The organism is Actinophytocola sp. (assembly GCF_035942955.1).
GTDB lineage: Bacteria > Actinomycetota > Actinomycetes > Mycobacteriales > Pseudonocardiaceae > DASYTH01.
The window spans coordinates 22624-42264 of the sequence record NZ_DASZCQ010000155.1; the positions used below are offsets into that span (position 1 = coordinate 22624).

Consider the following 19641-nt stretch of genomic DNA (forward strand, 5'->3'; position numbering starts at 1 on the left):
TCTGGCGCACGATCGGTTTGCCAACTGATGCGACAATTATGAAGAGCTGCGATTCACTTAAAAATGGGGATGGTTAGGCGGTTTGCCGTGCATATAAATCAGCCAAGCAAGCTTCGGTTCGGCTCTTGTGTTGAGCCATAGGGCGTGGGCGGGCGGCTCTGGGGTACGGCAAGCCGGATGGGAATGGCGAGGCCGGAGGGTGACGAACTGGGTGACAATGACCGCAGCCCCTAGTGGACTTCGACGAACCGAGAGCATGCTGGTGAAGCGCCCGGAATCCACCTCAAAACCGCTGTAAAGTGCCTGGGGATCAAGGGGTCGCAGGTTCAAATCCTGTCAGCCCAACGGCATCTAGGGTTTCCGCGGGTTACAGCCTATGGAAGCTCTTTCTTTTTTGGATCTTGGTCTGGGCCTTCGAGGTCGAGCATGCCGGTCATGGGCACCTTGATGCTGATGCTTCATTTCGGGTGAGGTGTGGGCACCGGGCGGGCCCGGCGCGGTCGACATCCGTTGGTAGGCGGACACCTCCGGCGCCTACGGTGCTTTCCGGCGGATCTGTGTGGCCAGCAGGTTGATCTCTAGTGGTTGGGCCAGGTTGTGAGGGCGGCTCGGGCGAAGGTGGTTCCGCCCGGTGTGGGGCGGTCGGGTCGACTGTGGTTGTGTTCTTCTTGGGCGAAGCACCAATACGGCGGAGTAGGGCCATGGTGTCCCAGGCCGCGTGGGCGGCCATCGAACCGGTCAGCGGCGTGCCGTCGGTGGTCGTCCAACCGATCGCGCTGAGAAATTCGGCGATGGTCGTGTTGAGGTTGGTGGTGGCCCGCGCGGCGGTCAAGATCAGGATGATGAGCCCGGCCTGAGTCTCGCAGGGGTCGGTGGAGCGGGCGGGTGTGGTTGCGGCGAGATGCCACCACAGCGCGACGGGATCCGTACGCAGGCTGTTTCCCGGGCGGTGAGCAGGAGTTTGCCGCGGTGCTTGCGGAGCAGCCCGGCTTTCCGTGCTGATTCGCGCAGGCTGAGCACCGGCAGTGTTAGGTTCTCGCGGTTGCCCTTGCCTATCCATTCCTGTGCGAGGCCGAGTTCGGCCGTAGCGGCTTCGACGTGGACCGGGGGCAGGTAGCCGGCGCCGGTGAGGGCGATGCCGTCGGTGCCGACGCGATCCAGCAGCCAGGTGTAGGGACGGACCATCTGGGCCGCGGTGTCGACGTCGACGTGCACGGGCTGGTCCAGGGTGGCGTTGCCGATGAGCCGTCGCAGTCGCTGTTTGCCGTTGCTGGTGCGGATGGCGTGGACGAGTTCGTCGAGTGCCTTGTGCGGGGATTGCCCGGTGTCGCCGTTACCGAGGTCGGCGAGCATGGTGTTGATCTCGTCGAGGTCGAACGGGGTGGGGCGGTAGTGGGCCGGGTCGGCGTCGGAGCCGAAGTAGCGGGCGTATTCGGCGACGGCGTCGGTGTGGTCGGCGTGGGTGGGGTCGGTGGCGGCGGCGATCAGTTCGTAGCCGGAGACCCCGCCGCAGTCCTCGGCGGGGCCGGGCCGCCGTCCGGCGGTGCAGATCGCCACCGGTTGCGCGTTGTCGCGGGGGTGGACGGCTTCGAGCTTGATCGTGTGTTGCCAGTCGTCGCCGAAGTCGTAGTTGTAGAACAGCGTGTCGCCGACCTCGATCAGGACCTCGTCGAGGCGCACCTGCTCCTCGGGGATACCGGTCTCGCCCTCCTCAACCTCGAACGGGGACAGGTAGTACTCGTTGTCCTGGCTGTAATACGTCGATCCGCTGCCGAACCGGTGCAGGTGGCTGTCGGTCCAGCCGAACACGGTCTGGATCACGGCGTGAAGATCGTCGAGGAACAGGTCGGAGGCGAGCTCTAGCCGACGCCACAGCGGCGGCTTGGTACCTCTGAGGTCCATGCGGACCTGGTAGGTGACGACGTCGCCGCGGCGTGGATGCCGGCGTGACGGCGGTGCCGGGGCGCTCGAACGGATCGACGCGGCCCGCGCCGGCCGCGAGCACCTGCTGCAGCGCCCCCTGTAGCTCACCGGGTCCGAGCCCCGAGATGGCCTCGGTGAACCGCCTCAGCAGGACATCCCTTGTGGCTGGATCCTCACCCTCAGAGCGATCTGGTGGCATGGTGCCTCACCTTACGAGGCCGTGGTTGGGAGATCGTCCGGATCGGGGTGTTTGGCGAGGCAGTCGGGTAGCTCGTCATTGAATCCGCGGAAGGCGTCTGCGCCCGCATGAGCCGCCTACCGCTCCCGGGTTCGCGAGGTTCGTCCACTAAGGACGAACCTGGCGGTCACCCCCGGCCGATCGCGTTCCGGCGATTGTGGAACCTGCCCCGGTGAGTCCGGTGCGATCGGCGTCACGTGCGCGGTCGCCCGCTGACCGACCTGCTCAGGCCCGCCTATTCGGCACTCGGGTGATCACGCGGCTCATGGCACGTCCGGGTCGGGATGTTCGGCGAGGTATCGCGTGGCGGCGTCGTCATCGATGAGCGAGTTGTCGGCCAGCCACTCGACCGCGCGGCGCCGGGTTCGGGAGTCGCGGAAGGCGTTCCAGGCCGGCAGCAGGTCCGGAAACTCCTCGTGCAACTCATCCTTGAACCTGCGGAAGGCGCCCCGTCCCTGTATTGCCCGGGTGAGCCGCCGCCCGGCGCGCTCGTCGGTGACGAGTTCGGCGAAGTCGGCCATGTCCTGGTACCACACGTATGGCGGCAGCGGGTCGATGCACAGCTCGTCCAACTCGTCGAGGTCGACCGGTGTCTGACCGTCGATGCCCAGTTCGGAGGTCCAGAACCCGACCTCACCGGTAACCGGGTTGATCAGCCACCGGTGCTCGTAGTCGGTCTGGTCCGCCAGCGCCTGCCCGATCTCGTCCACGTCAAGGCGGCTCAGATCCAGCATCGGACCACCGTAGTCCTGGTCGGGTTGAGCCGAGCCGCCTCCCTCTCCCGTCGGGGGAGGGAGCTCCCGCCGGAGGGCTGGATGGCGCGGAATTGCAGACACCTCATACTCGGCCGTGGTCCGGGCCGGTCCAGGTCGGGCACGTCCGCCACGGCATCGCGATGCGTCCCGCTGATGCCAAGTCACCAGTTGCGGGTGTCGTTGAGTTGGAGGTGTTTCTGCAGTAGGGAGTGGCCTTGCGGACGAGGGACTCGTCGGCGCGGAATGTCTTGGCCGCGTCCGGGTAGGTGGCCCCGGACCAGTAGCGGACGGCGCGGTCCACGGCGGCGGCGAGCACCCGGGGCGGGAAGCGGGTGGCGAGATCGTCGGCGGCGGGTAAGCGCCACCATGCCGCAAGGGCTCGGGCGGTGAAGGTGAGGCCGTGCCGGGCGGTGACGTGGGTGAGCAGGAGTTGGGCCACGGGGTCGAGGTCGGTATGGGGTGCCGGGGCGGTGCGCGGCGGTCGGTGGAACCAGGTGGCTCTGCCCAGGTACCACGGCTCCGCGTACGGGAAGACCTCTTCCAGCAGCCGTTCCGGTGACCACAGCAGCAGGTAGGGATACTGGTCGTCCCGGGTGTGCAGGGCGCCGGCGGTGCCGCCGCGCTGCCCGGCCACCGGCCGGTCGTAGTTGCCGCAGGTGAACTTCGTAGGCGTGTGCCCGGCGGGGACGCCGATGCCGTACAGGGGGCCGAGCGCGCCGTAGAGCCGGGTGAGGGCGGCCAGCGGTGAGTCGGGGGCGATCAGCCGGGTGAGCTTGCGGTGCTCGCCGGCCGCGGCGTGGTTCCAGAAGGTGATGACCTTCCGTTCCTCGGCTCGGCCGGGCAGTGCCGGGCCGGCGGGGCGAGCCGCGGTCATCATCGGGGCGCCGGGGGAGCGGGACGGGTGCCGTGCGGATTGCGAGGTTCCGGCCGGCGCCGGCTCCCGGATACCGACGGGTCAGGGTCGCTGGCTGCCGGTCGCGCGGCCGGTTTGCGGGCCGGCGGTGGTGGGGATGTCGTGGGCACGGGTGCCTGGCGGGTACGCAGGCGGTGCAGCCGAGTCGGGTCTTGGTCGCGACCAGCGGGGCGTGCGCGTGGCAGGCGGGGCAGCGGACCGGAGCGACGGTGCCGAGCGCGGGCAGGTAGTCGAAGGTCAGCGGCCAGCGGCGATCGCCGCGCCGAACATCGGTGGCCAGCCGCCAGGCCGGCACCTCGACCAGGTGCAGCCGGAACGGACGCAGTGTGTGGCTATGGCGGTGTTTCTCGTCGATTTCAGCCAGTCGCCGGTCGCGCTCGGCCACGGTGGCCTGGGCGCGGGCGTCCAGCAGGGCCGCGCGCTTCGGGTCGGCGCCGATCCGGCGCTTTGTCGATGGCCGCGAGAGCCGCGGCGTAGTAGTCGTTGGCCCTGGCGACCTCCGTGGCGCGCTCGGCGTCGGCATGCGCGGCCAGGATCCGCCCGCGCGCCGCCGCGGCGTCGTCGAGCACCCGGTGGGCGGCGGCGAGCGCGGGAACCAGGTCGCCCGTTCTGGCCTCGGTCCGGGACAGGGTGTCGGCCGCCGCCACGGCGTCCCGCAGCCGCGCGGCCGGGTCCTCGGGCCAGGCGATCCGCGAGGGAACGTCGATCAGGCATTCGGTGACCTCGGTGAACCGCTCCTCGGTGGAGACGGTGTGACTGACCATCGCCTCCAGACGCAGCACCGCGCGGTGGGTTCGGATCGGTGCGCCGGACGCGTCGATCCGGCCGTGGTCGACGGGAACCCGCTCGCGGATCCGCGCGAGCAGATCCTCCCTGGACACCGGTTTGGCGGAGTGGGGCAGGGCGAGGGCGGCGACATCCCCGGTTTCCACGACCGCCTCGGCGGCCTTGTCGATCTCCGGATGCCCGGCGCCGAGGAACAGCACGCCGTCCTCCCGCGCGACGTCCGGGTCATCGGTGATCAGCGCCGACTCGGGCAGATCGTGCCGGCCGGCCAGCTGCTCGGGGAGCACGGCAAGGACGGTGTCCCCGGTCCGCTCCCACAGCCCACCCCGGGAATCCAGGTAGTCCAACCAGAACGCGAAGGCCGGCGCCCGCCGTGCGGTCATGACCCGTCCGTCCCGACCAGGATGTCGACGGTGCGCCGGTCCGACAGGTAGGTCGTGCGCGCCGCGGCCAGCTGATCGCCGAGCTCCGCCATGCGCCGGACGAAGCCGGCGTCGTCGGTGGCGGTGAAGGCGTCGAACACGGCCTGCTCGAAGTCGAAGTCCTCGTCGATCCGGCCGAGGATCATGTCCAGCTCCCCGACGACCAGCTCGAACATGTTGATCTTGGTTTCCAGGACGTGCAGGATGCGTTCCTCGATGCTGCCCCGGCAGGCCAGGTTGGTCAGCAGCACGTCGTGGGTCTGGCCGACCCGGTGCAGGCGGCCGAGGCGCTGCTCGATCTGCATCGGGTTCCACGACAGGTCAAGGTTGATCATCACGTGGCAGAACTGGAGGTTGCGGCCTTCGCCCGCGGATTCGGTGGACAGCAGCACGGGTTTGCGGTCGCGGAACTCCATGATCGCCCGCTCCTTGTCCGCACGCGGCAGGCTCCCGTGGTAGACGGCGGGATCGATCCCGGCGGCGCGCACGGCTTTCGCCACCACGTCGAGGGTCTGCCGGAACGCGGTGAACACCAGCACCTTCTCGCCGCGGGCCGCGTGCTCGCCCAGCTTCGCCACGAGCAGGCGGGCCTTGGCCGGATCGGTGATCGCGCCGGCCGCGCCGGCCAGGTCGGTCCAGCCGAGCTTGGCCAGCGTCGGCGCGGCCGCCGCCGGGGTGGATCCGGCCAGCCGGACAACCGATCGCAGCGCCAGGCGCCGCCCGGCGGGCGCTTCCTTCGCCTCGGCGCGGACGCGTTCGGTCAGCTCGGCGTACATGTTCCGCTCGTCGGCGTCCGGCGTGACCAGGATCGTCTCGGCAAGGCGTTGCGGCAGCCGGAGCGCGACCTCGCTGCGGCGATGGCGCACCATGACCTGCCGTGTCCTGGCCCGCAGCTCGGTGAGGTTGCGCGGGCTGCCGACGTCATGGCCGGATGGTGCGTGCCGGATGCGGAACTGGGCCGGGGTGCCCAGCAGGCCGGGCGCCACCAGCGAGATCATCTCGTAGAGGTCCTGCAGCCGGTTCTCCACCGGCGTCGCGGTCAGCAGCAGCAGGAACCGGGCGGTCAGCGCACGGATCAGCTTGCCGGACGCGCTGCGTGCCGCGCGCAGTCCGGTGTGCCTCGTCGGCGATCACCAGATCCCAGCCGGTGCCGGTGAGCTCCGTCCGCAGTGGATCGCGGCGGGCCGCGGCCAGCGAGGCCAGCAGCACCGGCCCGCTCCCACGCCGGTCCGGAACCCGGTCCTTGCCGGCCAGGATCGCGGTGGGCAGGCCGAACTTGCGTTCCAGCTCGTCGCGCCACTGCTCGACCAGGCCGGCCGGCGTGATCACCAGCGTCCGGTCGGCCAGGCCGCGCAGCCGCAGCTCCGCGGTGATCAGACCGGCCTCGATGGTCTTGCCGAGGCCCACCTCGTCGGCCAGGATGGCCCGGCCGCGCATCCGGCGCAGCACGGTGGCGGCCGTCTCCCGCTGGTAGTCGAACGGCTCGAACCCCAACTGCGGCAACGACAACAGCGTGTCGAACCCGGGCCGGCGCAACACCGCGACCGCCCGGTCCACCAGTGCCGACGCCGCCGGATCAACGACCGGAGCGGCGCGTAACCGGGCCAGCAGGCTCAACAACTGGTCGGGTAGGGCCGGTGGTTCACCCTGCCCTGGGAGATCCGGATCGCGAACCAACATCGGGTTCAACCGTAGTGGGCGGGCACCGCACCCCGGCTGATTACGTCCCGGCGAGTCGTGGGAGCCTGCCGCGGTGAGTCCGGTCAGCAGGGGACGCAAACGTAAGCAGAGCAAGGCGCGGCAGTCCGGCGGACGTGGCGGTCGCCGGCAGGTGACCGGTCACGGTTTCGACCCGGCGTCCTATCTTGGCGACCTGGCGCCCGTGCTGCCCCGCGCGGAGGTCGAGGACACGCTGGAGCGGCGGTTCTTCGCGATGCCGTACCACGGCACCACCATCGGCGGCGAGGACTTCCCCAAGCTCGACCCGGCCGACTCCGACGAGCGCGGGCTGCTCATCAAGGGCGAGCACCCCGAGTACCACGAGGCGCTGGCCGACCCGTCCTTCGAGGGCGAGATCGACGGCGTCAACCCCCGGCTGCACCTGGCACTGCACGAGCTGATCGCCAACCAGCTGTGGGACGGCGACCCGCCCGAGGCGTGGCAGGCCGCCCGCCGGCTGCGCGACGGCGGCATGCACCGCCACGACGTGCTGCACGAGCTGATGGCCGTCGCGACCGAGCACCTGCACCCCGCTCTGGTCCGTGCCGCGCCGTTCGACGTCGACGCCTACCGGCGCGCGCTCAACGCCCTCGGCCGCGGCAGGCCCACCGCACGTGCCGAGCCGAGCCACCCGACCTACCAGATCAAGGTCACCCTGGCCGACAGCGATCCGCCGATCTGGCGGCGGCTGTCCCTTCCCGGCGACATCCCGCTGGACACTTTGCACTGGGTCATCCAGGCCGCTTTCGGCTGGGAGAACGACCACCTGCACGAGTTCGAGGCGAACGGCCGCCGCTACGCCGACCACGGCTACCGGGCGGTCCCCGGCACCGAGGACGAACGCCGCGCCACGCTGGCCGCGGCCGCACCGCGCAAGGGCGACCGGCTGCGCTACACCTACGATTTCGGCGACAACTGGGTGCACGACATCGCCGTGGAGTCCGTCGAACCCGCCGAGGACGATCCCCGCGTGGTGTGTCTGGCCGCGGAGAACGCCGGACCACCCGAGGACTGCGGCGGAATCCCCGGCTACTACAACCTCCTCGAGGCCATCACCAACCCCCGCCACCCCGAGCACGACAATTACCTGGACTGGCTGGGCGAGGAGCCGCTCGACCCAACGGCCGTCGACCGCGACGCGATCAACAGGGCACTCGAATCAATCAAGGTATGACGGGCAATTTTACGACGCCCGTTCTTGAAATACCGATGACGGGTTGGAAATCCGTGTTGTAGTCTGCAACGCCGAGACGTTTCTGTTCGACTTTGCGGCGCGCTCGTCCCGGTAGAGCCGTGCGCATCGGCGGATGCAGTTGTGCATATCCGCGCACCAGCGCGTGGAGAGCGCATACGCCGGCGGAGCCGCGCCGAGCGCCGCCTCGTAGCCCGGGAATTAGGCGGCCAGGTGCGCGGTGCTTGCCTTGCCCCCACGGGTGGAACCGCAGGAAATGCCGCACGACGTCGCTGAACGTCGCGTCGGCGGGCCACGGCGGCACCAGCCAGTGGCCCGGGCTTGTCGGCATTGGGGATTCCGCGCGCCGACGTACTTCCTCCCGCGGAGGCGCAGTGGTCGCTGGTCGGGTCGTCGGACATGAGAGCCTCCCGCCTGGTAAATTGCTTTTCGTGCGCTCGCTCAATCCTGTGGCCAGTAGGCAAGTTGGACAATCTGCTTGCTTACGCGCAACGGGTGGCATCTCTGGCAATCCGGTATCGCCGTCAAGATACTGGCCCGCGACGACGAAACTTGCCCCAGGATCTGGCCTTCGAGGTCGAGCACGCCGGTCATGGACACGTTGGCTCGGAGGGTTCGATCGATGCCACTCCTTGACCTCACCAAGATCACCACCGGCGTATCGAAGACCTGGCTGCTGCGCGACTGGAACCGATCCCTGCGCTCGGGCAACTACCCGGAGGTCGCCCGCTACAACTATCTGCTGGCCACCGCCCGGCTCGCCGTGTACTTGGGGGGAGCTGGTACGTCGGCGCTGTGTTCGGTCCGGCCGGGCTCGTTGTCCGCTGGGCCGGGGCTCATCGGCAACGTTCAAAGGGCGGACGGTGGGGGTTGGGCGCGGGAGGATGGTCGGCATGACATTGCCTGCACTTCCCGAGGAGTCCTTCGAGCGGGTGCTCTGTGTGGTTGCGCACCCTGACGATATGGAGTATGGCACGTCCGCGGCTGTCGCTCGTTGGACTGCGCGTGGTATCGAGGTTGGGTATCTGCTGCTTACCCGGGGTGAGGCTGGGATGCCGAACCCTCCTGAGGAGACGGCACGCCTGCGCGTTGCCGAGCAGCAGGTCGCATGCGAAGTTGTTGGTGTCAAGCATCTGACCGTTTTGGAGCATCCGGACGGCGTGCTCGTGTACGGTCTCGATCTGCGGCGGGACATTTGCCGGGAGATTCGCCGGTTCAAGCCCGATGTCGTACTCGGCGCCGGTTATGAGGTCGAGACGCCGTATGGCTTCGACCAGGCTGATCATCGCGCGGCCGGGCTTGCGACGCTCGATGCGGTGCGGGACGCGGGCAACCGGTGGGTCTTCCCGGAGCAGGTCGACGAGGAGGGCCTCGAACCGCACTCCGTGCGCTGGTTCATTGTCCCCGGGCTGGCCGGCTCCGGCGCTACCCATGGCGTCGACGTCACGGGTGAGCCGCTGCGCCGCGGGGTCGCCTCGCTCGAGGCGCACGCCGCGTACCTCGCCGCGCTCCCGGGCCACCCCGCTCCCGAGGACATCATCCCGAAGTTCACCGCGATGAGCGGCAGGGCCATGGGCGTCGAGCACGCCGTCCTGTTCCGCGCCCACGACCTGCAGGCACCACCGGAGTTCTTCACCGAAGCCATGCAGGACTGACTCACCGGTCACCCGGTGACGATGCCCGTCCGCCATGCGACGGCGAGGTCTTGTGTCGGCACGTCGAGTACCTCGCCGAGGCGGGCGATCGTGCCGAACGCGCCCGGTCTGCTCGCGCTTCACGCAGCAGTCTCCCGAGACGCCTGCCGGCCTCGATCTGTTCGGGCGAGAGGGTGCCCACGATGACGACGCGACTCCGCCCGCGCCGTCATCGCGGGCGCCCCGGCCGACGATGACCTGCCACCAGTATCTCAACCTGCACGACGTGTCGATCTTGTTGCCGGAGTTGGCGGTGCACGTCAACGGCGCGGCCGGCCCGGTGGGTGGACACCTCGGCGTTGGCGGAGGCCTGTCTGGTTGGTGAGGGCGGTGTCGACCAGGACGTCGAGGAGGTCGCCGTAGTCGAGGCCGGCGGCCTGCCACATCCGAGGGTACTGGGAGACGCTGGTGAAGCCGGGGAAGGTGTTGACCTCGTTGAGGATCCTGGTCCCGTCGGGACGGAGGAAGAAGTCGACCCGCAGCAGACCGGAGCAGCCCAGCTCGCGGAACAGGCGTAGGGCGTCCTGGCCGATGGCATGGGTGGTCGCCGGGTCGAGCTTGGCGGGGACGTCGAAAACGGTGCTGGAGTCGGCGTACTTGGCCCGGTAGTCGAAGAAGGCGTGCTCGGTGGACGGCAGGATCTCCATCGGCGGGCTGACCTCGAGATCGCCGCTCGGGCGTTCGAGCACTCCGATGTCGATCTCCCGGCCCGGGACCGCCGCCTCCACGAGTACCTTGTGGTCACTCTTGCGCGCCCGGTCGAGGGCTTCCGGCAACTCGGTCCAGTCCTCCACTTTGGATACGCCGATGCTCGAGCCCTCGCGGACGGGCTTGACGAACACCGGGAGTCCCAACCGGTCGCGGTCCTCCGGGGAGACCTCGTGCTGCCCTTTGCGCAGCACGACGCCGTCGGCCACCGCGAGACCGGCGAAGGCGGCGATCTTCTTCGTGTACTCCTTGTCCATGCTCAGCGCGCTGGCCGCGACGCCGTTGCCGACGTACGGGATCTTGAATCCCTGCAGCATCGCCTGGACGGCGCCGTCCTCCCCGCAGGGGCCGTGCAACGCCGGGAACACGACGTCACACGACATGAGCTCGCGCGCGGTGGCGAACATGCTGGCCGCCGGCGTGGTGCGGCCGGTGTCGGGGAAGCCGTTGTGCTGCCAGCGCAGGACCTCCCCGACGGTCGCCAGGTCGGGCATGGTGGGGACGCTGGCCCAGACACCGTCCCTGCCGATCCGGACCGGCAGGACGTCGTAGCGTTCCCGGTCGAGGCTGATCAGGATGCTGGCCGCCGACTGACACGACACCTCGTGCTCACCGCTGCGACCACCGAACAGGACGGCGAGTCGGATCTTCGGCTCAGGCACGCAACGGCTCCTCCATCCGGCGGGCGCCTGTGTGGACATGGCGACGTGCCACCCGTGGGCCGATTCCGGTGACGATCTCGTGTGGGACGGTGTTCGCCCACCTGGCCCAGTCGGCCACCGTCGGCTCTCCCTCGGTACCGGGTCCGAACAGGACGACCTCGTCTCCGGTGTGGACGGTGGCGTCGCCGACGTCGACGACGAACTGGTCCATCGCGATCCGGCCGGCCACCGGATACCTGCGGCCGGCAATCGAGACCTGGGCGTGCCTGGCCGCGGCCCAGGGCAGACCGTCTGCGTAGCCAAGGGGCACCAGCGCGAGCGTGGTGTCGCGGTCGGTGACGTAGTCGTGCTCGTAGGAGACGCCGCTGCCCGCCGGCACGCGCTTGACGAGGATCAGGCGTGCGCGCAGGGTCATGGCGCCGCGTAACCCGAAGACGTGCCGTGGATCGGGCTCCACCCCGTAGAGCCCGATGCCGGGACGGACGAGCTCGTAGTGGGTCCGCGGTGCGCCGAGGGTCGCCGCGGAGTTCGCCAGGTGGCGGATCTCCGGTCGCAGCCCGGCGCCGCGCGCGACCTCGACCGCCTCGTCGAAGAGCTTGACCTGTAACCGGGTCGTGTCCCCGGCCGCGTGCGTGCCGCTGACCAGGTGCGACCAGACGCCCCGCACCCGCACGTGCCCGTTGGTCTCCAGATCGCGGGCCAGGCGCACCAGCTCTCGCCATTCCTCGGGTCGCGCGCCGTTGCGGTGCAGTCCGGTGTCCGCCTTCAGGTGCACCTCGGCGGTGACGCCCAGCCTCGCCGCGCTCGCGGCGACCGCACGGAGATGGTCTCGTGCGGACACCGACAGGTCCACATTGGCCAGCAGCGCGGGCCCGAAGTCCTCCAGCGGGCTGTGCAGCCAGGACAGGATCGGGGCGGTGATACCGGCCGCGCGCAGCCGCAGCGCCTCGGCGCAGGTCGTCACGCCCAGCCAGGTCGCGCCCGAGGACAGCGTGGCGCTGGCCACCCGCACGGCCCCGTGACCGAAGCCGTCGGCCTTGACGACCGCCATCACCGCCGCCTTCGTAGCGGCGGCGAACAGCGCCGTGTTGTGCGCCACCGCGTCCAGGTGCACCACGGCGTGCGCGTGCGGTGACGCGATACGCATGGGCTCACCGTGGCCGGACGATGTCCGCGCGCCGTGATCACCGTGTCACGGTTGTGCTACAGCCGGGGTGTGGAAGGCGTGGGGGTGGTTGCCCGTCGTACTCGGGCCGGTACTCGAAGTGCCACCATTCGTTGTCGTAGCGGCGGTACAGGTGGTAGCGGTGGCCGTGCCGCTCGAGCCAGCGTGCCCCGCCGACCGGCCGCACGTCGAAGGCGATGCCCGCGACGTGGGCGGATTCCTCGGGTGGGAGCACCCGGCGGCGGGCCGCCGCCATCGAGCCGGTGCGGCGGACCTCCGCGATGAACAGCCGATGCTGCTCGGCGGCGTCCCGGTGGCCGGAGGTGAGGCCGATCAGTTGACCGTGCCGCCAGAACGCCTCGGCGCGGGCGGTGGTGAACGCGGCACGCGCGGGAGGGGACAGCCCTTCGAGATCCTCTGCCGGAAACCGGATACCAAGCGCCCACTGGCAGGCGAGCCAGCGGGCCCGACCGGGTGCGCGGAGCGCGGTCAGGGGCAGCAGGCATCGGGCGATCAGCTTGGTGACCAGGGCACGCAGCCACACCGAGCGGGACTCGATTTCGACCATGGCACCCACTGTCGACACCGAATGCGCGCGCCCGATCCCTGTCGTGTCATGAGAAGGCCACGGCCCGGAAATGGTCCGACACGAACCGCCGCGGGCGGTGGATACCGGAGCGCGGGCGCTGGGCAGCGCTGAGATAGTGGGGCATGTGTCCCGAGTGCTGTTGATCGAGGATGACCGGGCGGTGCGTACCGGCCTTGAGCTGGCGTTGACCCGGCAGGGACATGCCGTCGACGCCGCCGAGACCGGCGAGCAGGGGCTGGAGCTGTTGCGCGCCACGCCGCCCGACGTCGTGGTGCTCGACCTCATGTTGCCGGGGATGGACGGATTCGAGATCTGCCGCCGGATTCGCACCGACGGCGACCTGCCGATCATCATGTTGACCGCCCGCAACGACGACATGGACGTGGTCGCCGGGCTGGAGGCCGGCGCCGACGACTACGTGGTCAAGCCGGTGCAGCCGAGGGTGCTCGAGGCGCGTATCCGCGCGGTGCTGCGGCGCACCGGCGGTGGCCCGGCGAACGTCGGGCCGCCACCGGTTGAGCGACATGGTGACCTCACCATCGACCGGGCCGCGCTGATGGTCAGCAAACACGGCGAGCCGGTCGGTCTCGCGCCGACCGAGCTGCGCCTGCTGCTGGAGCTGTCGGCGACACCGGGCCGCGTGCTGAGCCGGCAGCAACTGCTCGAACTGGTGTGGGAACACGACTACCTCGGCGACTCCCGGCTGGTGGACGCCTGCGTGCAGCGGCTGCGCGCCAAGATCGAGGACGATTCCGCGGCGCCGGTGTACATCCAGACCGTACGGGGCTTCGGTTACCGGTTCGGACCACTGTGAACAGTGTGAACCCTGCGGCCCGGTTTCTTGGCGGAGCCAGGAGCCTGCGCACCCGCCTGCTGGTGGCCTTCGCGCTGCTCGGAGTGAGCACCGCCGCGCTCGTCGCCGGCGTCGACTACGTCCAGGCCCGTGACATCATCCTGCAGAAGGCGCAGGACACCGCGGTGCTGACGATCACCGAGCGGATCGAGACCCTGCCGCCGCTCGGCGACCTGCCACCCAGCCAAGCCACGCTCGACGAGATCGCCGGTCGGTTGTCCGGCAGGGACGACACCGCGGTCGCCGTCTATCGGGACCGCCGGTCGGTGGGTCGCCTGGACCCGGACACGCTGCCACGGGAACTGCGGCGTGCGGTTGGCGAGGGAATCGTGGTGTGGCAACGGGTATCGATGAACGGGAGACCCGTGCTGGTCATCGGCACCCAGCTGCGGCTTGGCCGGCCCGGCCGGCCCGCGCAGCCGCCGGGCGGTTCCGCGCTGCCGCCCGGCCCGGCCACGCAGCCGTCGGAGCTGGAGATCTACTCGGTGCGCAGCCTGGAACCAGAACAGCAGAGCATCGCCCGGCTCGCCACCCGGGCCTGGCTCACCGGCGCGGTGGCGCTGGTGTTCGCCGTGCTGCTGGCCGTGCTGGCCGGGCGCGGTGTGCTCGAACCGGTGCGCGAGCTGCGCCGGGCGACCAACCGGCTGGGCGAGGGGGACCTGACCGCCCGCGCACAGATCCGTGGCACGGACGAGCTGGCCGACGTCGCGCGCACGTTCAACAACACCGCGGAAACGCTGGAACGGCACGTCGGCGACCTGCGCCGGATGGAGGCCGAGGCGCGGCGGTTCGTGGCCGACGTGTCCCACGAGCTGCGCACCCCACTGGCCGCGATGACCGCGGTCACCGACGTCCTCGACGACGAGGCGCAACGCCTGCCGGGTGACGCGGGCCGGGCCGCCCGGCTGGTCAGCGGGGAGACCCACAAGCTCACCCGGCTGGTCAACGACCTCATCGAGGTCAGCCGGTTCGACACCGGCACCGCGACGCTCGCGCTCGACGACGTCGACGTGGCCGAGGCGATCCGGGCGACCCTGCGCGCCCGCGGCTGGTCCGACCGCGTGCGGACCGACCTGCCCCAGGGCGTCGTGGCCCGCCTGGATCCCCGCCGGCTGGACGTGATCATCGCGAACCTGGTCAGCAACGCGCTGCGGCACGGCGCGCCCCCGGTGTCCGTGCGGACGCACGTCCGACCGGACCGGCTGGACATCGAGGTCGGCGACGGCGGGCCAGGGCTCGCCCCGGACGTGCTGCCGCACGTGTTCAACCGGTTCTACAAGGCCGACACCGCCAGGGCCCGCTCCGAGGGAAGCGGCCTCGGCCTGGCCATCGCCCGGGAGAACGCCCGGCTGCACGGCGGCGACCTGACCGCCGCGAACCGTCCCGCCGGCGGGGCGGTGTTCACCGTCCACCTGCCGCGGCCCGGCAGCGAACCCGGAGACACCCGATGACGAGACGACCCCTGCTCGCCTTGGTCGTGCTGATCGCCGTGCTCAGCGCCGGCTGCGGGGTGCGACCGAGCGGAGTGATCCGCGGCGGGCCCGCACCCGCCGCACCGGCCGAGGGCGTGAACCTCTACTTCCTCGCCAACTCCTCGCTGATACTGATGCGTCGCCCGACGCGCCAGCACCTTTCGCCCACCCAGACCCTTGTGTTGCTCCAGGACGGACCCGACGGCGACGAACGGGCCATGAACCTGACGAGCGAGGTCCCCACCGGACTCGACCCGATCACCGTCACCATCGACGCGTCCGGCAACGTCGAGGTCGTGGTGTCGGCCGACGTCACGACGCTGTCCAACACGGCCGCCGACCAGATCGTGTGCACCGTCGGTGACGCGCTGTCCACCACCGCGCCGATCACCCTCACCAGCAAGGCCGCGACCCGAGGACCCCGGACCTGCCCGCTCGCCGGTTGACGCGTGCCGGAAATCTTGAAAGAAGTCCGGGCGGCGGTGTCGGATCGGGGCTGCGGTGTTCGTAGCAGGGGTGAGGGCAGCCCACGAGGGGCGCCCAGAACCACGGGAGATGATCTTCAGATGCAGTACCTGGTTTCCGTGATCTTCGACGCGCCCGGCATGGCCACCCCGGAGGAGGCGGCCGCGATCGACGTGTTCAACGACCGGCTCAAGGCCGAGGGCCACTGGGTCTTCGCCGGTGGCCTCGGGGGCCCCGACACGGCCACCGTCATCGACAACCGTGGCGGGGAGGCGCTGATCACCGACGGACCCTTCGTGGAGTCGAAGGAGTTCCTCGCCGGCTTCTGGATCATCGAGGCCCCCGACCTCGACGTGGCGCTCAAGCTCGCCGCCGAGGGGTCGAAGGCCTGCAATCGGAAGGTCGAGGTCCGGCCGTTCCGGTGAGCGTGATCGACGTCCGGGAGGCGGTCACCCGGGCCCACCACGAGGAGTGGGCGCGGGTGGTCGCCACCCTGACCAGGCGTTTCGGTGACCTCGACATCGCCGAGGAGGCGGCGGCCGAGGCGTTCGCGACCGCGGTCGAGCGTTGGCCGGCCGACGGCGTGCCACCCAACCCCGGCGCCTGGCTGACCACCACCGCCAGCCGCAAGGCCATCGACCGGATCCGGCGCGAGAACAAGCGCGACGACAAGCAGCGGGAGGCTCAGCTGTTGTACGACGACCCGCCCGCGCCGGTCGGCGCCATCGACGACGAGCGGCTCCGGCTGATCTTCACCTGCTGTCACCCGGCCCTGGCGATGCAGACCCGGGTGGCGCTGACGCTGCGCATGGTCGGCGGACTGACCGTGGCCCAGATCGCCCGCGCCTTCCTGGTGCAGGAGACCACCATGGAGCGGCGGATCACCCGCGCGAAGGCCAAGATCAAGGCGGCTCGCATCCCCTATCGGGTGCCGTCCGCGGAGGATCTCCCGGCGCGCGTGTCCGGGGTGCTCGCCGTCCTGTTCCTCGTCTTCAACGAGGGCTACCTGGCGACCGGCCCCGACACCGCTCCGGTACGGCAGGACCTGACCGCCGAGGCGATCCGGCTCACCCGCCTGATCCGTGCCCTCCTGCCCGACGACGGTGAGGTGGCCGGGCTGCTGGCGCTGATGCTGCTCATCGAGGCCCGCCGCACCGCCCGGGTCTCGGCCGGCGGCGAACTGGTCCCCCTCGACGAGCAGGACCGGGGGGCCTGGGACACGGCGCTGATCGCCGAGGGTCATCGGCTGGTGCGTGAGCGCCTGGCCAGCGGGGTGGCCCCGGGCCGCTACCAGATCCTCGCCGCGATCAACGCCGTGCACACCTCCGCCCGCGACGTACGCGACACCGACTGGTCGCAGGTCGTCGCCCTCTACGACCAGCTCGTCCGCCTCGACCCCTCGCCGATCATCGCCCTCAACCGGGCCATCGCGGTCGCCGAGCTCGACGGCCCGCAAGTCGCACTGGCACTCGTCGACCGTCTTGAGGACGAGCTGGCCGGCTATCACGCCTACCACGCCACCCGCGCCGACCTGCTGCGCCGGCTGGGCCACGGCCGGCAGTCGCGCGCGGCGTACGACAAAGCCATCGAGCTGGCCGGCAACACCGCTCAGACCGCCTATCTGACCCGCCGCCGCGACCAGGTCGGGTAGGGCCCGCGGTTCGCGGCGGTTCAACCGTTCCGGCGCGGGCGGCCTGTCCTGGGCACGAATGGCACAGGGCATGGGAAGGATGATGGGGTGGCTACGGCGGAGGACGAAGGATGGCGGGACGCGGTATCGCCAGGGCCGGTCGAGGCGGTTCAGGAGGATGCCGCCTTCAAGGAGTTCTTTGTTCGCTGTTGGGAACCGGTGCGGTTGGCCGTCTCGATGCGCGTCGCGGATGAGCGGTTCGTCGAGGACGAGGTTCAGGAGGCGTTCCTGCTGGCGCGCCGGAACTGGGACCAGCTCAGGCACTTCGACAAGCCGGAGTGGTGGGTGCTCAAGGTCGCGTTGCGGCGGATCGGGCGCATCCTGGCTCGGGAAAGGCGGCCGGCCGTGCCGATTCGGGTGCCCGCGACCACCGATCCCATCGCCACGATCGCTGAGAACGAGCGGGTGTATGCGGCGATTCGGCAGCTTCCGCGCCGGCAGGCCGAGGCCATCATCCTCTTCACGCTGGGGCATTCCGTGGCGGCCAGCGCCGAAATCCTCGGCGTGACTCCGGGGAGCGTCAAGAAGCACCGCTACCTGGCCCGCAAACGACTGCGCGCGATGTTGGCGGGAGGCACGCGGTGAGCATCGACGAGCTGCTCCGGGCGGCGGGCCGGATCACCCCGGACCCGCTGGCCGTGCGCCGGGCCTACCGCCGGTTCGACGACGAGTACCGGCGCCGTGGCGCCGTTCGCCGGTGGGATGCCGAACTGGCGCTCCTTCCCGATGACCAGCGCATTCAGTTGGCCCGGCTGACCGGCCTCGACGCCGTGCTCTCCTGGCAGTCGGGCGACTTCACCGCCGTCTGCCGGCCTCCCGACGAGCAGGAGCTCGTGGCCAGGCGGCGGTTCCTGGCGCACGCCTGCGCGGTCGCCGTCGGGGCATACGTCCTCGGTGATCCCGAGCCGCCGTGGGCGCGACCCCGCGCGATGTCCGCCGAACCCATCGACAGCGACCGGGTGGACCGCCTCGAGGCGACCCGCCGCACCGTCGAGCTGCTCTTCGAGCGGGAGGGCAGCGTGTCGTGCCGGGCGGCTCTGCTCGCCGTGCTGGCCGAGCCGATCCCGGTGCATCCGTCCGCGGCCGAGAAGCCGGTATGGCTGCGGTTTCTGTGGAACCGGGCCAAGCTGCACAACCTGGCCGGCTGGGTGGCGTTCGACCTGGGCTCGCTCCAGGACGCCCGCGAGCACCTCGGCCACGCACTCGAGCTCGCCAAGGTAGTCGACGACGACCTGCTGATCGCCCACATCCTCTACCGGGCGGGCCGGATGTACCTGCACCTCGACGCGCCCAATGACGCCTTGATGCTGTTCCAGCTCGGCCAAATCCCGGCGCAGACGCACAAGTCCCGGCTGCTGGTCGCCGTCATCTGTGGCAACCAGGGTTGGGCGTACGCCTGCCTCGGTCACCAGGAGCAGGCGATGAAGCTGTTCGGCCGGATGCGAGACGAGTTCGCCGCCATGGATGCCGCCGAGCACGCGCTGGTGCGGAAGGTGTTGGACAGCGGGCGGGATCCGGTGGACTTCGTCGACGACATCGTCGCCGGGCTGGAACAGTCCAGGCTGACCAGGGCCGGCTGAGCCGGCCCGGCAACGCACCGGCCGGTGTCAGGATGCCGGTTCGGCGAGGGCGAGGCGTCCCAGCAGGGTCTTGCCCTTCTCGGCGTGCCGGGGCTCGCAGAGCACGTCGTAGCGGCCGGCGACGATCTGGGTGGTCGAGGCGAAGTCGCGCTGGCCCTTCAGCGACGCGTAGCCGGCGGCGGCCAGCGCCATGCCGAACACGGCGCCGGTGAGCAGACCGATCAGGATCGGCGGCAGCAGCGAGCCGGGGCTGAACAGGGCGAGCAGCAGGCCGACCCACAGCCCGAACCAGGCGCCGGAGGCCGCGCCGCCACCGAGCACCCGGCCCCACGTCAGGCGGGTGGTGACGCGTTCGACCACCAGCGGGTCGACGCCGACGATGGTGACGTCCTGAACGGGAAAGTCGTTGTCGGCCAGGTAGTCCACGGCGCGTTGGGCCTCGGCGTAGGTGGCGTAGGAACCGATCGGCCATCCCGTGGGCGGCGTCGGCAGGCTCGCCAGGCCGGGCGCGGCGAACGGGGTCATGGTGGTGGTCATGCTGCGGCACCTCCATCGTCGCGGGACAGGTCGACCTCCGCGGTCGACCGTCGGGTCTTCGTGGGGTGGGTCTTGACTGCGGCGGCGAGCCGATCGTGGCGCCGGGCCAGGTGGTCCATCCGGCGTCGGGCCTGGCCCACGATGCGGTTCGCCTCGGTGCGGGCGTCCTCGATCGGTTGCACGGCGTCGGCGGCTTCGGCGTGAGCCGGCTCGGCCGTGCGCCGCAGTCGTTTGGTCAGCCGCCGGACCTGGACCCGCGCGGCTTCCCACTGTGTGGT

Annotated in this window: 21 protein-coding genes; 10 read left to right on the forward strand and 11 right to left on the reverse strand. The window is 70.4% G+C overall.

The window, feature by feature from the left end:
* The first annotated feature begins 701 nt into the window (after nucleotides 1-701).
* Nucleotides 702-857 carry a hypothetical protein gene (locus VGX25_RS15520; RefSeq protein ID WP_326918486.1) on the forward strand — a complete coding sequence of 52 codons (156 nt, stop codon included), beginning with the start codon at nucleotides 702-704 and terminating at the stop codon, nucleotides 855-857.
* Here VGX25_RS15520 and VGX25_RS15525 read toward each other — a convergent pair.
* The 6 genes from VGX25_RS15525 to VGX25_RS15550 form a co-directional block, all read right to left on the reverse strand.
* The gene (locus tag VGX25_RS15525; RefSeq protein ID WP_326918487.1) at nucleotides 835-2031 is read right to left on the reverse strand and encodes a plasmid pRiA4b ORF-3 family protein; all 1197 of its coding nucleotides are present in this window, start codon (nucleotides 2029-2031) and stop codon (nucleotides 835-837) included. The genes VGX25_RS15520 and VGX25_RS15525 overlap by 23 nt on opposite strands.
* Nucleotides 2032-2424: 393 nt before the next feature.
* A complete protein-coding gene (locus tag VGX25_RS15530; RefSeq protein ID WP_326918488.1) occupies nucleotides 2425-2895 on the reverse strand; it encodes a UPF0158 family protein in 471 nt (156 codons plus the stop codon).
* A 103-nt stretch (nucleotides 2896-2998) separates the two neighbouring features.
* Nucleotides 2999-3793: a hypothetical protein gene (locus VGX25_RS15535; protein WP_326918489.1), complete on the reverse strand. Its 795-nt coding sequence runs from the start codon at nucleotides 3791-3793 to the stop codon at nucleotides 2999-3001.
* A 392-nt stretch (nucleotides 3794-4185) separates the two neighbouring features.
* Nucleotides 4186-4998: a hypothetical protein gene (locus tag VGX25_RS15540; RefSeq protein ID WP_326918490.1), complete on the reverse strand. Its 813-nt coding sequence runs from the start codon at nucleotides 4996-4998 to the stop codon at nucleotides 4186-4188.
* Nucleotides 4995-6065, reverse strand: coding sequence for a DEAD/DEAH box helicase (locus tag VGX25_RS15545; RefSeq protein ID WP_414635821.1), 1071 nt, complete (start codon nucleotides 6063-6065; stop codon nucleotides 4995-4997). The genes VGX25_RS15540 and VGX25_RS15545 overlap by 4 nt, the downstream gene beginning before the upstream one ends.
* A complete protein-coding gene (locus VGX25_RS15550) occupies nucleotides 5959-6717 on the reverse strand; it encodes an SNF2-related protein (RefSeq protein WP_414635823.1) in 759 nt (252 codons plus the stop codon). The genes VGX25_RS15545 and VGX25_RS15550 overlap by 107 nt, the downstream gene beginning before the upstream one ends.
* Nucleotides 6718-6868: 151 nt before the next feature.
* Here VGX25_RS15550 and VGX25_RS15555 point away from each other — a divergent pair, with 151 nt between their 5' ends.
* Both VGX25_RS15555 and VGX25_RS15560 read left to right on the forward strand, forming a co-directional pair.
* Nucleotides 6869-7930, forward strand: a complete 1062-nt coding sequence (locus VGX25_RS15555) for a DUF1841 family protein (protein WP_326918491.1) — start codon at nucleotides 6869-6871, stop codon at nucleotides 7928-7930.
* A gap of 902 nt (nucleotides 7931-8832) precedes the next feature.
* The gene (locus VGX25_RS15560) at nucleotides 8833-9603 is read left to right on the forward strand and encodes a PIG-L deacetylase family protein (RefSeq protein WP_414635825.1); all 771 of its coding nucleotides are present in this window, start codon (nucleotides 8833-8835) and stop codon (nucleotides 9601-9603) included.
* A 299-nt stretch (nucleotides 9604-9902) separates the two neighbouring features.
* Here the strand turns inward: VGX25_RS15560 and VGX25_RS15565 are convergent, their stop codons facing one another.
* Genes VGX25_RS15565 through VGX25_RS15575 form a run of 3 tightly spaced genes read right to left on the reverse strand, consistent with a single transcriptional unit; the run spans nucleotide 9903 to nucleotide 12745 of the window.
* A complete protein-coding gene (locus tag VGX25_RS15565) occupies nucleotides 9903-11012 on the reverse strand; it encodes a D-alanine--D-alanine ligase family protein (protein ID WP_326918493.1) in 1110 nt (369 codons plus the stop codon).
* A complete protein-coding gene (gene alr / locus VGX25_RS15570) occupies nucleotides 11005-12159 on the reverse strand; it encodes an alanine racemase (protein ID WP_326918494.1) in 1155 nt (384 codons plus the stop codon). The genes VGX25_RS15565 and alr overlap by 8 nt, the downstream gene beginning before the upstream one ends.
* Before the next feature lie 37 nt (nucleotides 12160-12196).
* Entirely contained in the window at nucleotides 12197-12745 is a 549-nt protein-coding gene (locus tag VGX25_RS15575) for a D-alanyl-D-alanine carboxypeptidase (protein ID WP_326918495.1), read from the reverse strand.
* Between the two features lie 145 nt (nucleotides 12746-12890).
* Between VGX25_RS15575 and VGX25_RS15580 the strand changes: the two genes are divergently transcribed.
* The 7 genes from VGX25_RS15580 to VGX25_RS15610 all read left to right on the forward strand — a co-directional run bounded on the left by VGX25_RS15580 (nucleotide 12891) and on the right by VGX25_RS15610 (nucleotide 18826).
* A complete protein-coding gene (locus VGX25_RS15580) occupies nucleotides 12891-13580 on the forward strand; it encodes a response regulator transcription factor (protein ID WP_326918496.1) in 690 nt (229 codons plus the stop codon).
* Nucleotides 13581-13585: 5 nt separating this feature from the next.
* Entirely contained in the window at nucleotides 13586-15070 is a 1485-nt protein-coding gene (locus VGX25_RS15585) for an ATP-binding protein (protein ID WP_326918497.1), read from the forward strand.
* Nucleotides 15067-15537 (forward strand): hypothetical protein, encoded by a 471-nt coding sequence (locus tag VGX25_RS15590; protein ID WP_326918498.1) that lies wholly within the window; start codon nucleotides 15067-15069, stop codon nucleotides 15535-15537. Before VGX25_RS15585 ends, VGX25_RS15590 begins: the two co-directional genes overlap by 4 nt.
* Nucleotides 15538-15657: 120 nt before the next feature.
* Nucleotides 15658-15981 (forward strand): YciI family protein, encoded by a 324-nt coding sequence (locus tag VGX25_RS15595; protein ID WP_326918499.1) that lies wholly within the window; start codon nucleotides 15658-15660, stop codon nucleotides 15979-15981.
* Nucleotides 15982-15983: 2 nt separating this feature from the next.
* Entirely contained in the window at nucleotides 15984-17207 is a 1224-nt protein-coding gene (locus VGX25_RS15600) for an RNA polymerase sigma factor (protein ID WP_326918510.1), read from the forward strand.
* A gap of 87 nt (nucleotides 17208-17294) precedes the next feature.
* Entirely contained in the window at nucleotides 17295-17831 is a 537-nt protein-coding gene (locus VGX25_RS15605; RefSeq protein ID WP_326918500.1) for a sigma-70 family RNA polymerase sigma factor, read from the forward strand.
* Nucleotides 17828-18826, forward strand: a complete 999-nt coding sequence (locus tag VGX25_RS15610) for a tetratricopeptide repeat protein (RefSeq protein ID WP_326918501.1) — start codon at nucleotides 17828-17830, stop codon at nucleotides 18824-18826. The genes VGX25_RS15605 and VGX25_RS15610 overlap by 4 nt, the downstream gene beginning before the upstream one ends.
* Nucleotides 18827-18853: 27 nt before the next feature.
* Here VGX25_RS15610 and VGX25_RS15615 read toward each other — a convergent pair whose 3' ends face one another.
* Together VGX25_RS15615 and VGX25_RS15620 are read right to left on the reverse strand one after the other, a co-directional pair.
* Nucleotides 18854-19363, reverse strand: coding sequence for a general stress protein (locus tag VGX25_RS15615; protein WP_326918502.1), 510 nt, complete (start codon nucleotides 19361-19363; stop codon nucleotides 18854-18856).
* The coding region (locus tag VGX25_RS15620) for a hypothetical protein (protein ID WP_326918503.1) at nucleotides 19360-19641 on the reverse strand (282 nt) is incomplete at its 5' end. The genes VGX25_RS15620 and VGX25_RS15615, both read right to left, overlap by 4 nt.